The 13,516-nt window shown below is 57.8% G+C and carries 17 protein-coding genes; 14 read left to right on the top strand and 3 right to left on the bottom strand.

The annotated features are described in order from the left end of the window. Positions 1-97 precede the first annotated feature (97 nt). From ACR0NO_RS01290 to ACR0NO_RS01330, 9 genes are all read left to right on the top strand, one after another. The gene (locus ACR0NO_RS01290) at positions 98-940 is read left to right on the top strand and encodes a DUF2059 domain-containing protein (RefSeq protein ID WP_480722719.1); all 843 of its coding nucleotides are present in this window, start codon (positions 98-100) and stop codon (positions 938-940) included. Then, a complete protein-coding gene (locus tag ACR0NO_RS01295) occupies positions 940-1,740 on the top strand; it encodes a DUF2059 domain-containing protein (RefSeq protein ID WP_480722720.1) in 801 nt (266 codons plus the stop codon). The genes ACR0NO_RS01290 and ACR0NO_RS01295 overlap by 1 nt, the downstream gene beginning before the upstream one ends. Positions 1,741-1,949: 209 nt before the next feature. Further along, the gene (locus ACR0NO_RS01300; protein WP_170373741.1) at positions 1,950-2,561 is read left to right on the top strand and encodes a 50S ribosomal protein L21; all 612 of its coding nucleotides are present in this window, start codon (positions 1,950-1,952) and stop codon (positions 2,559-2,561) included. 11 nt (positions 2,562-2,572) lie between these two features. Further along, entirely contained in the window at positions 2,573-2,842 is a 270-nt protein-coding gene (gene rpmA, locus ACR0NO_RS01305) for a 50S ribosomal protein L27 (RefSeq protein WP_039535512.1), read from the top strand. Positions 2,843-2,938: 96 nt separating this feature from the next. Continuing rightward, complete coding sequence (locus tag ACR0NO_RS01310; protein ID WP_170373740.1) at positions 2,939-3,547, top strand: LysE family translocator; 609 nt, start codon at positions 2,939-2,941, stop codon at positions 3,545-3,547. After that, positions 3,544-4,080 (top strand): GNAT family N-acetyltransferase, encoded by a 537-nt coding sequence (locus ACR0NO_RS01315; protein ID WP_170458229.1) that lies wholly within the window; start codon positions 3,544-3,546, stop codon positions 4,078-4,080. The genes ACR0NO_RS01310 and ACR0NO_RS01315 overlap by 4 nt, the downstream gene beginning before the upstream one ends. A gap of 38 nt (positions 4,081-4,118) precedes the next feature. Continuing rightward, the gene (gene obgE / locus ACR0NO_RS01320) at positions 4,119-5,153 is read left to right on the top strand and encodes a GTPase ObgE (RefSeq protein WP_170458227.1); all 1,035 of its coding nucleotides are present in this window, start codon (positions 4,119-4,121) and stop codon (positions 5,151-5,153) included. Then, positions 5,141-6,247 carry a glutamate 5-kinase gene (gene proB / locus ACR0NO_RS01325; RefSeq protein ID WP_170466919.1) on the top strand — a complete coding sequence of 369 codons (1,107 nt, stop codon included), beginning with the start codon at positions 5,141-5,143 and terminating at the stop codon, positions 6,245-6,247. Before obgE ends, proB begins: the two co-directional genes overlap by 13 nt. A 21-nt stretch (positions 6,248-6,268) precedes the next feature. After that, positions 6,269-7,531: a glutamate-5-semialdehyde dehydrogenase gene (locus tag ACR0NO_RS01330; RefSeq protein ID WP_480722721.1), complete on the top strand. Its 1,263-nt coding sequence runs from the start codon at positions 6,269-6,271 to the stop codon at positions 7,529-7,531. Here the strand turns inward: ACR0NO_RS01330 and ACR0NO_RS01335 are convergent. Next, positions 7,528-8,124: a histidine phosphotransferase family protein gene (locus ACR0NO_RS01335; protein ID WP_480722722.1), complete on the bottom strand. Its 597-nt coding sequence runs from the start codon at positions 8,122-8,124 to the stop codon at positions 7,528-7,530. The genes ACR0NO_RS01330 and ACR0NO_RS01335 overlap by 4 nt on opposite strands. Before the next feature lie 40 nt (positions 8,125-8,164). Here ACR0NO_RS01335 and ACR0NO_RS01340 point away from each other — a divergent pair, with 40 nt between their 5' ends. From ACR0NO_RS01340 to tsf, 5 genes are all read left to right on the top strand, one after another. Then, entirely contained in the window at positions 8,165-8,347 is a 183-nt protein-coding gene (locus tag ACR0NO_RS01340; protein ID WP_170393080.1) for a DUF3553 domain-containing protein, read from the top strand. A 100-nt stretch (positions 8,348-8,447) separates the two neighbouring features. Next, positions 8,448-9,203 carry an L-ornithine N(alpha)-acyltransferase gene (gene olsB, locus ACR0NO_RS01345; RefSeq protein ID WP_480722723.1) on the top strand — a complete coding sequence of 252 codons (756 nt, stop codon included), beginning with the start codon at positions 8,448-8,450 and terminating at the stop codon, positions 9,201-9,203. 4 nt (positions 9,204-9,207) lie between these two features. After that, positions 9,208-10,044, top strand: a complete 837-nt coding sequence (gene olsA, locus ACR0NO_RS01350) for a lyso-ornithine lipid O-acyltransferase (RefSeq protein ID WP_480722724.1) — start codon at positions 9,208-9,210, stop codon at positions 10,042-10,044. Between the two features lie 165 nt (positions 10,045-10,209). After that, positions 10,210-10,992, top strand: coding sequence for a 30S ribosomal protein S2 (gene rpsB / locus ACR0NO_RS01355; protein ID WP_170466928.1), 783 nt, complete (start codon positions 10,210-10,212; stop codon positions 10,990-10,992). Positions 10,993-11,069: 77 nt separating this feature from the next. Further along, positions 11,070-11,945 carry a translation elongation factor Ts gene (gene tsf / locus ACR0NO_RS01360; RefSeq protein ID WP_170373730.1) on the top strand — a complete coding sequence of 292 codons (876 nt, stop codon included), beginning with the start codon at positions 11,070-11,072 and terminating at the stop codon, positions 11,943-11,945. Positions 11,946-12,307: 362 nt separating this feature from the next. Here the strand turns inward: tsf and ACR0NO_RS01365 are convergent, their stop codons facing one another. Both ACR0NO_RS01365 and aroQ read right to left on the bottom strand, forming a co-directional pair. Further along, complete coding sequence (locus ACR0NO_RS01365) at positions 12,308-13,063, bottom strand: LuxR family transcriptional regulator (RefSeq protein WP_170373729.1); 756 nt, start codon at positions 13,061-13,063, stop codon at positions 12,308-12,310. After that, positions 13,060-13,509 carry a type II 3-dehydroquinate dehydratase gene (aroQ, locus tag ACR0NO_RS01370; protein WP_170665121.1) on the bottom strand — a complete coding sequence of 150 codons (450 nt, stop codon included), beginning with the start codon at positions 13,507-13,509 and terminating at the stop codon, positions 13,060-13,062. The genes ACR0NO_RS01365 and aroQ overlap by 4 nt, the downstream gene beginning before the upstream one ends. Between the last annotated feature and the right edge of the window lie 7 nt (positions 13,510-13,516).

Raw genomic sequence — 13,516 nt, forward strand, 5'->3', positions numbered from 1 at the left:
GTGAGGAACGCGCAGGGGTGCAAGCAGAAAATTCCCAGAAATCACATTCCTTGGATTTTCCATTGCCTGCCGCAACAAAACACCTAGGCTGATAGTCATGAAAAATCGAGTTGAGCGTTCTATTGTCCCATTGCTCGCGCTGCTTGTCGCGCTTGTTTTGGTCCCCGTTTCTTCGGTTGCGGCCAATCGCGACCGGATCGAAGCATTCCTCAATACCACCGGGTTTGACGTGGCGCTGGAGAGTATTGCGCTGGCGTCCGGCTCTGCCCCTGAAATGCTGGGCATTGATCCCGATGGATTCGGATCAGACTGGACCCGCCTTACCGAAGAGGTTTTCGATACCCAGCTTATGCATGAAACGGCGGTCTCGATTCTTGAAGAGACGTTGAGCGATGAGGCGTTGGCTCATGCGGTCGAGTTTTATGCTTCGGATCTGGGGCAACGATTGGTTGAGGTCGAAAACGCGGCGCATCTGAATGACGATGAAGAGGCTAAACAGCAGGAGGGGCAGGAAATCGTAGCTGGCCTCGTGCAGGATGGCTCGCCCCGGGTGGAGCAGCTCAAGCGGATGAACAATGCGATTGATGCCAGCGGGACTTCGTTGCGCGCTTTGCAGGAGATCCAATTGCGGTTTCTTCTGGCGGCCAGCGCGTCTGGCGTGATCGACCTGCAGTTGGACGCAGATGAGCTGCGGTTGATGCTGCGGCAGAATGAGGCCGGGATGCGCCAGGCACTGCAACTTTCGGCGCTGGCAGGGGCGGCTTACACGTATCAGGATTTCTCGGACGCGGAGGTCGAGGCCTATGCCGAGGCGCTTGAACAGCCATTGATGCAAGAGGTCTATGAGCTTCTGAACGCGATCCAATATGAAATCATGGCCATGCGGTTTGAGGTTCTGGCTGTCCGCATGGCAGACCTTCATCCGGCTCAGGATATCTGATGCGACTGGCACTAGCCTTTGCGGTGACATTGCTTTGGGCGCTGCCAGCTGTCGCGAATGAGCGGGCCAATCGGCTGGCGCATGCCATGAAGCTGGATCAGGTTGTGGGCATTCTGATCGACGAAGGCATGGTCCATCAGCAGGAACTCGAAGAGAGCCTGTTGGACGGTGACGGAGGTCCTCTGTTTCAGGATCAGGTTCAGGAGATCTATAACCATTCTTGGATGAAGTCTCGTCTGACCGAAGCCTTCGCCGAGGGCATGACGAAGGAGCAGATGGACCAGGCAATCTTTTTCTTCGAGAGCGATCTGGGGCAGACGATCGTGACGCTGGAGAATTCGGCCCGCAAAGCCTTTGCCGATGAGGCGATCGAAGAGATGGCGAATGAGGCCTATGAGGGCACCGAACCCGACTCGCCGAGGTTCGAACTGGTCGAGGAATACATCCGTGCAAATGACCTGATTGACCAGAATGTCCAAGGCTCGCTGAGTTCGGATTACAACTTTTTCCTGGGTCTCTACGGCGACAGCCTTGCCGAATACGAAGAGGTTCTGGACGAGTTACTGATGCAGAAAGACACTGTGACGGCCGAAACGACCACGTGGTTGTACTCCTTTCTGCTTCTGGCCTATCAACCGCTGGATGAGGTCGAGATGCGCGAGAATATCGCGTTTTCTCGAACCGAGACCGGGCAGGCCTTGAACGCGGCCCTGTTCAAGGGGTTTGACGAGATGTTTGATGGGATCTCGTACCGTCTGGGTGCGGCGGTGGCGCAGGTTTGGCAATCCTCGGATCTCTGACCGGTCTTGGGTGTTGACTTTGCCTTTCATTATGTGGATAAGCGCGCATCCCGGCCGGTTCTCCGCGCCGGGTGTCGTTATTATATGACCCTTCGAAACCTCGCGGGGTCTTCCACACAGCCCAAACAGGGCGCGCTGTTCGAGGTGGCTTTCAAGCCAAAAACGCCCGGGAGGGGACCACAGAACGCGGGTTAGAAAAGGAAAGACGCATGTTTGCGGTCCTCAAGACTGGCGGCAAGCAGTACAAGGTTCAGGCGGGCGACGTGCTCCGCGTTGAAAAACTGGCTGCAGACGCAGGTGAAAAAGTTCAATTCAACGATGTTCTGATGCTGGGCGGCGACGCTCCGGTTGTTGGCGCACCTTTCGTTGAAGGCGCAGGCGTACAGGCCGAAGTGATCGAACAGATCAAAGGTGACAAGGTCATCAAATTCGTCAAGCGCCGTCGTAAGCACAGCTCGAAGCGTACCGTTGGTCACCGTCAGAAACTGACTCTGGTCAAAATCACCGACATCCTGTCGTCGGGCGCTGACAAGTCGGGCATCAAAGCTGCAACCGGTTCTGCTCCGGCCGGCGAAGCGGCACCTGCTGCAAAGCCTGCCAAGAAAGCAGAAGCCAAAGCAGAGGCACCCGCCGCTGCTGCCGCTGACGATCTGACCAAGCTGAACGGTGTTGGCCCTGCCGCTGCCAAGAAGCTGGTTGAAGCCGGTATCGAAAGCTTTGCCGCTCTGGCCGCCTTGTCGGACGAGCAGATTGCTGCTATCGACACCATCAAAGTGAAGCCCGAATGGGTTGAGCAAGCCAAAGAGCTGGCTCAAGGCTAAGGAGAGAGAGAATGGCACATAAAAAAGCTGGCGGTTCCTCCCGTAACGGTCGCGACTCAGCGGGTCGCCGCCTTGGCGTGAAACTGTATGGTGGCCAGGCGGCCATCGCAGGCAACATCATCGTACGTCAGCGCGGCACCAAGTTCTGGCCGGGCGAAGGCGTAGGCATGGGCAAAGACCACACAATCTTTGCAACCACCGATGGCGCCGTGAAGTTCCACAAGGGACTCAAAAACCGCACCTTCATTTCGGTCCTGCCAGTGGCGGAGGCCGCAGAGTAAGCCGAAACCCAGAAGGTTTAATAAAAAATTCATGGGGGACCGGCAGAAAATGCCGGTCCCTTTTTCGTTTTAACGCAACCGTGATCCAGAACAGCAATGCCCGTCGCAACCACCAGCTTTCTCATCTTTGCCGCCTCACAGGTCGGCACGCCGGGACCGGCCAACATGGTCCTGATGGGAACAGGTGCGCGCTATGGCTTTCGCGCCGCATTGCCTTTTGTGGCCGGGGTCGTGTTGGGCAAGCAGCTGATCATCTGGCCGGTGGGCTTTGGTCTGATGCAGGTTGCCGATCAGGCTCCGCTGGCGTTTGAGGTGCTGAAATACGCTTCTGCCGCCTATATTTGCTGGCTGGCCTGGAAGATTGCCAATCTTAGGCTGTCTCGTGCAGCGGCGGAAGGGAACGCGCCGGGCTTTTTGTCTGGGCTCATCGTGCATCCGCTGAACCCCAAGGCCTGGGCGATGATCATTGCAGGGTTCACGGGGTTTGTCGCGGCGGGGACGTCCAGTTTTGAGGCGACGCTCACGATCGCTCTTTGTTTGTTGTTCTGCCAGATCGTTTTGCACCCGATCTGGACATTTGCAGGGGACCGGATCGCCCATGTGGTTGAAGGTCGGCCTGCGGAAAAATATCTGATGTGGACGCTCGCCAGTCTGACTGTTGCGTCCGTACTTTTTGTGTTGTTCGGAGGAGGAACGCACTCATGAAACTTGAAGCAATCATAAATCAGCCGGTCATCGAAACCGAGCGGTTCGATCTGCGCCCTCTGCGTCGGTCGGATATGGGGCTTATCGAACATTACGCAGGCGATGAGCGTGTGGCGCGTATGACCACATCGATCCCGCACCCGTTGCCGCCGGGCTCGATCGAGGCCTTCGTGACCCGCTCGATGGCGGAAGACCGGGATGAGGACGTCTGGGCGATGGACGCCACCAAAGACGGCGGGCCCGAGCTAATCGGCCTGATCTCTTTGCAGCGGCTCGATCGCAACCAGTCCGAGGTTGGCTATTGGGTTGCGCCTGTCTATTGGAACACGGGCATTGCCTCGATGGCTGTGGAAGCCCTGGTCGGTGCCAATCCGCTTGAGAACGCCAATATGTTCGCCAGCGTGTTTCAGGACAACCCGGCCTCGGCGCGGGTGCTGACCCATTGCGGGTTCCAGTATCTGGGCGATGCAGAAAGCTACTCGGTGGCGCGCGACGCGAATGTGCCCACCTGGACCTATACAAAGAAACTCTGACTTGTGGCCGATGGGGCCTTTGCAGTAGGGGACAGACTATGAAATTTCTCGATCTAGCAAAGGTCTACATCCGGTCCGGGGCCGGAGGTGGCGGCTGCGTCAGCTTCCGACGCGAAAAGTACATTGAATACGGCGGCCCTGATGGCGGGGACGGCGGCAAAGGCGGGTCCGTCTGGGCCGAGGTCGTGGACGGGCTGAACACCCTGATCGACTTCCGCTATCAGCAGCACTTCTTTGCCAAGAACGGACAACCGGGCCGCGGTCAGCAACGTACGGGCAAGGATGGTGACGACATCATCCTGCGCGTTCCCGTCGGGACTGAGATTCTGGATGAGGACGAAGAGACAGTGATCTGCGACCTGACCGAGGTCGGGCAGCGGGTTCTGCTGGCGAAAGGCGGCAATGGCGGTTTTGGCAATCTCCACTTCAAATCCGCAACCAACCAGGCGCCGCGCCGGGCAAATCCGGGGCAGGCGGGTATTGATCGCACGATCTGGCTGCGGCTGAAACTGATCGCGGATGTTGGCTTGTTGGGCATGCCCAATGCCGGAAAATCGACCTTTCTGGCCGCAACTTCGAACGCGCGGCCTAAAATCGCCGACTATCCGTTTACCACTCTGCACCCCAATCTGGGCGTGGTCGGCGTGGACAATGTGGAATTTGTGGTGGCCGACATTCCCGGCCTGATCGAAGGGGCTCATGAAGGGCGCGGGATCGGCGACCGGTTCCTCGGTCACGTTGAGCGCTGTGCGGTGTTGCTGCATCTGGTCGATGGCACCTCGGAAACCGTGGCCGATGACTACCGCACCATCATCCATGAGCTTGAGGCTTATGGCGGAGAACTGGCCGAGAAACCTCGGATCACGGTGCTGAACAAGGTCGACGCTCTGGATGACGAAGAACGTGATTTGGCCAAGGCCGAACTGGAAGAGGCCGTTGGTGGCCCGGTCATGACGATGTCAGGTGTCGCGCATCTGGGCGTAACCGAGGTGCTGCGCGCCCTGCGTGCTCAGATCGACGAAAACCGCCTGCGCCAGAAACCCGCCGAGGAGGCCGCGCCGTGGCAACCCTGACCGCAGCCCGTCGGCTGGTGGTCAAGATCGGGTCCGCTTTGCTGGTGGATCGGAACACGGGACAGCTACGCTCGGATTGGCTGAAATCACTGGCTCAGGATGTGGCCTGGCTGAAAGGGCAGGGCACGGATGTGATTCTGGTGTCTTCTGGCTCGATCGCTTTGGGGCGCGGTGTTTTGGGCTTACCTGCAGCGGCGTTGGCTCTGGAGCAATCTCAGGCCGCAGCTGCTGTTGGTCAGATCCGTCTGGCGCGTGCCTATGAAGAGGCGCTGACCCCGCACCAGATCACCACGGCCCAAGTGCTGGTGACGCTCGAGGATAGCGAGGATCGTCGCCGCTATCTCAACTCTCGCGCGACACTTGAGACGCTTTTGGGCCTTGGCGTTGTTCCCATTGTCAACGAAAACGATACAGTCGCTACGGATGAAATCCGCTACGGCGACAATGATCGGCTGGCAGCACAGATCGCGGTAACCGTTGGTGCGGACCAATTGATCCTTCTGTCGGATGTGGACGGGTTTTATACCGGCAATCCTAACGAGGATGCCTCGGCCACGCGCTACGACACGATCGACCAAATCACGCCCGAGATTGAGGCGATGGCCGGAGACGCTGGCTCTGGCCTTTCCAAGGGCGGCATGAAGACCAAGTTGATGGCGGCCAAGATGGCGACAGCTGCAGGTTGCGATATGGCGATCACCGAAGGATCGACGCTCAACCCTTTGCAATCGCTTGAGAATGGCGCAAACAGCACGTGGTTCACGGCAACGCTTGATCCGCATGCGGCGCGCAAGCGCTGGATCTCGGCGATGAAACCGCGCGGAGAGATAACGATTGACGATGGCGCCGCAAAGGCGCTTTCAAATGGCAAAAGCCTGTTGCCAGCGGGTATCGTCGAAGTGACCGGCGATTTTGGACGCGGCGATCCGGTCGCCATTCTTGACCTGCAAGAGCGTCGACTGGCGCAGGGCATCAGCCGCTATACCGCGCAAGAGGCTGACGCAATCAAAGGACGAAAATCTTCAGAGATTGAGGCAACGCTGGGCTATCCTGGTCGCGCAGCGCTGATTCACAGGGACGATTTGGCGCTATAAAGGCGCAGAAAGGCTAAGGTTATGAAGGATCTCGACAATATTCCCGCTCTGATGGCCGATCTGGGTAAACGCGCCAAAGCTGCCGCGCGCGAGCTGGCCTTTGCCTCGGCGGAGCGCAAACATGCAGCCCTGATCGCCGCGGCTGAGGCTGTCTGGGCCAATCGCGCTCAGATTATCGACGCCAACAAGAAGGATCTGGAGTTCGGGCGTGAAAAGGGCCTGAGCCCTGCCATGATGGACCGTCTGATGCTGGATGAGGACCGCATTCAGGGCATGGTCGATGGCCTGCGCACGGTGGCTGATCAGACCGATCCGGTGGGCGAGGTGATGACCGAGTGGGACATGCCCTCGGGCCTCAATATTCAGCGTGTGCGCACGCCGTTGGGTGTCATTGGGGTGATATACGAAAGCCGCCCTAATGTAACCGCCGATGCTGGCGCGTTATGCCTGAAGTCCGGTAACGCCGTGATCCTGCGCGGTGGATCCGAGAGTTTTCACTCCTCCACCGCCATCCACGCCTGTCTGGTCGAAGGTCTGAAGGCCGCGAAACTGCCTGAGGATTCAATTCAACTTGTGCCGACCCGTGACCGCGCGGCGGTGCAGGAATTGTTGACCATGACCGACTATGTCGACGTCATCGTTCCCCGTGGCGGCAAAGGACTAGTTGGGCTGGTTCAGCGTGAGGCGCGCGTGCCGGTCTTCGCCCATCTTGAGGGTATCGTGCATATCTACATCGACAAGGCCGCCGACCCGCAAAAGACGTTGGACGTGGTGCTGAACGCCAAGACCCGGCGTACCGGTATATGTGGCGCGGCAGAGTGTCTTCTGATCCATCAGGATGTGGCCAAAACCCTTGGGCGCGACGTGATTGCAGCGCTTATGGCCGCCGGGGTCGAGGTTCATTCCGAAGGTGTTCTGGCCGTCGATGGAACCACGTCAGCCACCTCTGAGGATTGGGGCAAAGAGTTTCTGGACAGCATCATTGCTGCCAAACCCGTTGCCGACATTGACGCCGCCATCGCGCATATCCAGCAATATGGCTCGAACCACACAGATTGCATTATGACCGAGGATGACGCGGCGGCTGCGCGCTTCTTTGAGCGGCTGGACAGCGCGATCCTGATGCACAACGCCTCAACGCAGTTTGCGGATGGCGGTGAGTTCGGAATGGGCGCTGAAATCGGAATTGCCACGGGCAAAATGCATGCACGCGGTCCGGTCGGCGCGGCGCAGTTGACCAGTTTTCAATATCTTGTGCGCGGGAACGGAACGACCCGCGCCTAGAACCTCAAGGTCACGCGGGTTGTGCCGGTCTCGACCGCAACTCGCCGCCCCATGGCCGCGGCCGTTTCCGGCAGCAAAGCAAACTGAACCTGCGCCGGGGTGACTTTGTTGGCGAAGTTGCCCGTGGCAGCATTCTTCCACAAGTCATTGTCAATGTTAAATTTGTCGGCTGTGCCAGTCACCTGCCAACCGGTGTCAGAGGTCGAGATATCGACCTGCCCACCAAACGGCATTGCACTCTCGCAGCACATCAGGGCCAGAAAGGCCAGTTTGACCTGATTGCGCGGCACGGCTTCGGTCAGGTTCCAATTGACCCGCACACGACCGGCGCGCTCCACGTCTTTCAGCAACTCGGCCACCTCGCTACGCCCCAATGGCTGGTCACTTGCCGAGCCAAAGGCCACTCGGAAAAACCGAATGCGCGCGCCGGCGCTGCCGACACTGCCCGAGATCAGCTCCATCTCGGGGCCTTGTACCGCGCCAACCATATCCAACAGCTCCAGCCCGTTGGTGATGGCCCCGATCGGGCTGATCAGATCGTGACAGATGCGCGAGCCAATCAGCTCGGCCAGGTTGACGTCCGTGGCGCCCATGCGTACCTCCTTCTGTATCTGCCACCGGACCGGAGCCGCTATGACAGACCTCAATGCCATACTTGCACCGGGCATGTTCGTCCGCCACCCCGATTTCCCCGATTGGGGCGTTGGACAGGTGCAGTCCAATATCGGGGGCAAGATCACCGTGAACTTCCGCGAGCAGGGGAAAGTGGTAATCGACGGAACGCGTATCGCCTTGATGCCGGTCTTTGATCCGTGAAACTGGTTTAGGAAAGGTTAACGCCAGTCATCACATGGGACCCGTATTGCCTTTGGGGGAACAGCTGCGGTATCAGCCGGAGGCAACTTCAAGGAACGACATGCCGGATTCAGGCCCTTCTTTCACCATCCGACTCGCTGAAACCGAACACGACCTGCGCGCCGCGCAGCGCCTACGCTACGACGTGTTTGTACGCGAGCTAGGTGGTGGCGGAGAGATGGTCGATCACGATGCCGGGCTGGAGCAGGACAAGTTCGACCCGTATTTCGATCACATGCTGGCGATAGATGATCAAACCGGGGAAACTGTCGGCGTCTACAGGCTGTTACCGGGCGAACGTGCAGCAGGGTTGGGGCAGTTTTACTCCGAAGATGAATATGATCTGACCGTTCTTAAGCAAGGCGGTCGCAAGCTGCTAGAGCTTGGCCGATCCTGCCTGCATCCGGACTATCGCGGCGGCACGGCGATGTATCACCTGTGGAATGGTCTTGCTGCGTATGTCACCGAGCGTGAGATCGAGGTTCTGTTCGGCGTCGCCAGCTTTCACGGCACCGATGTCACGGCGCTCGCCCAGCCCTTGTCGATGCTGCATCACAACCATCTGGCCCCCGACGATCTGCGGGTCCGCGCGCAGCCGGATGTTTTTCAATCCATGAACCTCGTGGCACCCGAAGACCTCGATCGCCGGGCGGCCATGGTGCAGGTGCCCGCGCTGATCAAAGCTTATCTCCGTTTGGGCGGGTTTGTGGGCGAGGGGGCCTTTATCGACCACAGCTTCAACACCACCGATGTCTGTTTGATCCTAGATACCGCGCGGATGAACGAGCGGCAAAAGCGCATCTATAGCGGAGCTTAAACCCGTGAACGATCCGCTTTGGAACAGTGACGACGCGCCGGATGCGATTCACCTTGGCCCTCTGGGGTGGATACTGGTTTTCTTGCGTGGTGTACCTTTGGCGCTGTTGGTCTTTGGTGGCTTGATCATCCTACTGATGATACGCCTGATTGAACTCCCCTTGTTCGGTATTCGCCGACCTATAACCCCGTTCATCACACAATTTGTTTGCCGCAACGCCTTTCGCATTCTGGGCATAGGTTTTCGCACTTCCGGAGATCTGATGGCTGAGCGTGGTGCGGTGGTGGCTAACCACACCTCATGGCTCGACATCTTTGCTCTGAATGCCCGCAAACGGGTGTATTTCGTATCCAAGGCCGAGGTGGCGAAATGGCCCGGTATCGGCTGGTTGGCGCGCGCGACCGGAACGGTCTTTATCGAACGGGACCGGAAGAAGGCAAAAGAACAAACACAGGTGTTCGAAACTCGCCTGAAAGCGGGGCATAAGCTGCTGTTTTTCCCGGAGGGAACCTCGACCGATGGCCTCAGGGTTTTGTCATTTAAAACAACGCTCTTTGCCGCGTTCTTCGCAGATGAGCTGCGAGATTTCATGTATGTTCAGCCGGTCTCGGTGGTGTTTCATGCACCTGTGGGTGAACCGGACCGGTTTTACGGTTGGTGGGGTGACATGGAGTTCGGCCCGCATCTGCTGAAGACACTCGGCGCGCGCAGGCAGGGGGCGGTCGAGCTGATTTATCATGCGCCAGCCAAGGTCAGTGACTTTGAAAACCGCAAAGCGCTGGCGGCGCATTGCGAAGAGGCCGTCCGTCATGCGCATAGCTTGGCGCGGCTTGAAAAATAGGGCGATTGGCACTTGCGCTGCATCCAAACCTGCCGTATACGCGCGCCATTCAAACCCGCAGGCGGGGTTTGGGCTTTTTGAGGGAGACATCCTCATCAAGACCGCCGGTTGGAGCATCCGCTTCTTTCACCCCCGCCAAGGCGCAAACCGGAAAAGGAAAATAGCATGGCTCTTCCCGAGTTCTCCATGCGTCAGCTGCTGGAAGCTGGCGTTCACTTTGGTCATCAGACACAGCGTTGGAATCCCCGCATGGGCCCGTTCATCTACGGCTCGCGCAATGGCATCCACATCATGGACCTGACCCAGACCGTTCCGATGCTGGACCAGGCTCTGCAGGCTGTTCGTGACACCGTCGCAAAAGGTGGCCGCGTTCTGTTCGTTGGTACAAAGCGTCAGGCTGCTGGCCCGATCGCTGAAGCGGCTGAAAAGTCGGCTCAGTACTACATGAACCACCGCTGGCTGGGCGGCACTCTGACCAACTGGAAAACCGTTTCCCAGTCGATCAACCGTCTGAACCAGATCGACGAAGCCATGGAAGCGGGCGCAGAAGGTCTGACCAAGAAAGAGCGTTTGGGCATGGAGCGTGACCAGCAGAAGCTGCAGGCTTCGCTGGGCGGTATCCGCGAGATGGGCGGTGTTCCTGACCTGCTGTTCGTCATCGACGTCAAAAAAGAAGCACTGGCCATCGCAGAAGCCAACAAGCTGGGTATCCCGGTTGTGGCTGTTGTCGACACCAACTGCTCGCCCGACGGCGTTGACTACATCATCCCTGGCAACGACGACGCAGCCCGCGCGATCTCGCTGTACTGTGACCTGGCCGCACGTGCCGCTCTGGACGGTATGACTGCTCAGATGGGCGCTGCAGGCGTTGACCTGGGTGCCTTCGAAGAAGCACCGGTTGAAGAAGTCGTTGCAGAAGAAGCCGCTGAAGCTCCAGCCGAAGCGTAAGCTGCCCGTCACGTAATTGACACATGGGGCAGGGTATGACCTGCCCCAATTCCGTTTGAATTGAGGAGAGCCAAAAGATGGCAATCACAGCAGCAATGGTTAAAGAACTGCGCGACGCAACCGGCGCAGGCATGATGGACGCGAAAAAAGCCCTGACCGAAACCGGCGGCAACATGGACGAGGCCGTTGACTGGTTGCGCACCAAAGGCCTGGCCAAAGCGGCTAAGAAATCGGGCCGTACCGCAGCAGAAGGTCTGGTTGCTGTTCACGTCAACGGTGGCAACGGTGTTGCTGTCGAAGTGAACTCGGAAACCGACTTCGTTGCGAAGAACGCTGAGTTCCAGGAAATGGTCGGCAAGATCACCTACGCTGCTGAAGGCGTCGACAATGTCGAAGCTCTGTTGGCTGCTGATCTGGGCGGAAAGTCCGTTGCAGACACGATCACTGACAAGATCGCCACCATCGGTGAAAACATGTCGGTGCGGCGCATGTCGAAACTGTCGGGCGACACCGTTGTGTCTTACGTGCACAACGCAGCCACAAACGGCATGGGCAAAATCGGTGTTCTGGTTGCTCTGACCGGTGGCGACGAAGCGATCGGCAAGCAGGTTGCGATGCACATCGCAGCTGTGAACCCGGCAGCTCTGTCCGAGGCCGACATGGATCCGGCTGTTGTCGAGAAAGAAAAGCAGGTTCAGATGGACATCGCCCGCGAATCCGGCAAGCCGGAACAGGTGATCGAGAAGATGATCGAAGGCCGCATGAAGAAATTCGTGGCTGAGTCGACTCTGCTCAACCAGTCCTTCGTTGTGAACCCTGACCTGACTGTTGAAGCAGCGGCCAAAGAAGCAGGCGCAACCATCACCGGCTTCATCCGTCTGGAAGTTGGCGAAGGCATCGTGGTCGAAAAAGAAGACTTTGCTGCGGAAGTTGCCAAAGCGGCACAAGGCTGAGTCTTTGCTCTAGGCCCCGGTTGCGGGGCCTGACGACATTCAGAACCGGTCACGTCGAACGTGGCCGGTTTTTTCGAGTCAGAGATAGATTTGTCTGTTCAAGCAGAAGGTGAATGGAGGGCCCCGCATGATGGGGATGGTCGGGACCCTCCAAAATTCCGACGTCGGTACGCGGACGAATAGGCGCTCCAAAAGTCAGAGTGATTGGAGAGCTCTGGTATTGCAAAGATCCAATCGAATGTTCCTTGGCTAAAGCCACCACTCACGGAACGGTATCAATCTGCAATTTTCCCGTGAAGATGGGAAGTCATGATTTCCTTACCTAAGGTAAATTGACGCGGTTTGGCGTCAATCTCTTGTGGTCAGGCTTCCATAACATACATCTGGTTGTGTAGGGCGGCTTTCAGAACGGCCTGGGCCGTCGTCTCGACCGAAAGCGATTCGCGTGCCAGCCTCAGGTGTTTTTCTACTGTCGCCGCCGTCAGCCCCATCAGCAGGGCTATATCCTGAGTCGTTTTGCCATCACCGACCCATTGCAGCGCCTCTCGCTGGCGTTTGGTGAGCGAACGATTCGGAGGTGTGTAGGGAAGCGTCAGGATCTTGAGATGAGCGATGTTGTTCATCAGAAGAATATCCTCGCCATGCTCTTCCCACATGTCGTCAATCTCGTCCTGGTTGCGGTTTTCTTCGGCCGATAGCGAGATCGCACCCTTGGACCGCACGGAGACTGAGTTGAAGCTGACAGTATATCCAGCAAGCACGTTGTGCGACTTGTTGAAATCCACAACCTTCTGCTGTTCGGGCGTGAGTTCCCCGTTCGAAGCCAAATCCTGAATCAATCCCCAGCTTGCCGCGCCATCGTTGTTCAAAGCCCATTGCAGCATCGGAGCGTTGGAATACCTGCTGTCACCGAGGAAGCCGTCAACATATTCACGCCGATGATTGCTGAGGATGACAAAATCTTCAGGGTCGCCCAAGGACGTGGCAGTACGATATTGAGTGTAGCCATAAATCAGTCGGTCAAACCCGTATATGGCCATCTGTCGGCAATGGGCATCCCAAAGCTCTTCCAGGGTTCTGGCATAGCTAACAAAGCGAAGATATTCCTTCAGCTTCATGCAACGTCCCCTGATTTTAGATGAGCTGCCAAGGCATCCAGCGCCAAAACATAGCTCTGCGCACCAAAACCGCAGATCTGCCCAAGGGCAACCGACGCGATGTAGGACTTGTGGCGGAAGCTTTCCCGCGCGTGGATGTTGGACAGGTGAACCTCGACCAAAGGCAGCTCCACTGAGGCAATCGCATCCATCAGGGCAATCGACGTGTGGGTATAGGCGCCTGCATTCAGAACCAAACCGTTCTGCGTGCCACGGGCCTGATGGATGGCGTCAATCAGAGCACCTTCGTGGTTGGACTGAAATGTCGAAACCTCAAGCCCGATAGACGCGCCATGCGCAACGCATTGCTCTTCCACCATTTTCAAGGTGGTGCTGCCGTAAACCTCAGGCTGTCGGGTGCCCAAAAGATTGAGGTTCGGGCCATTCAACACAAGAATTTTATTCATAAATCTC

This window comes from Ruegeria sp. CL3, assembly GCF_056536505.1.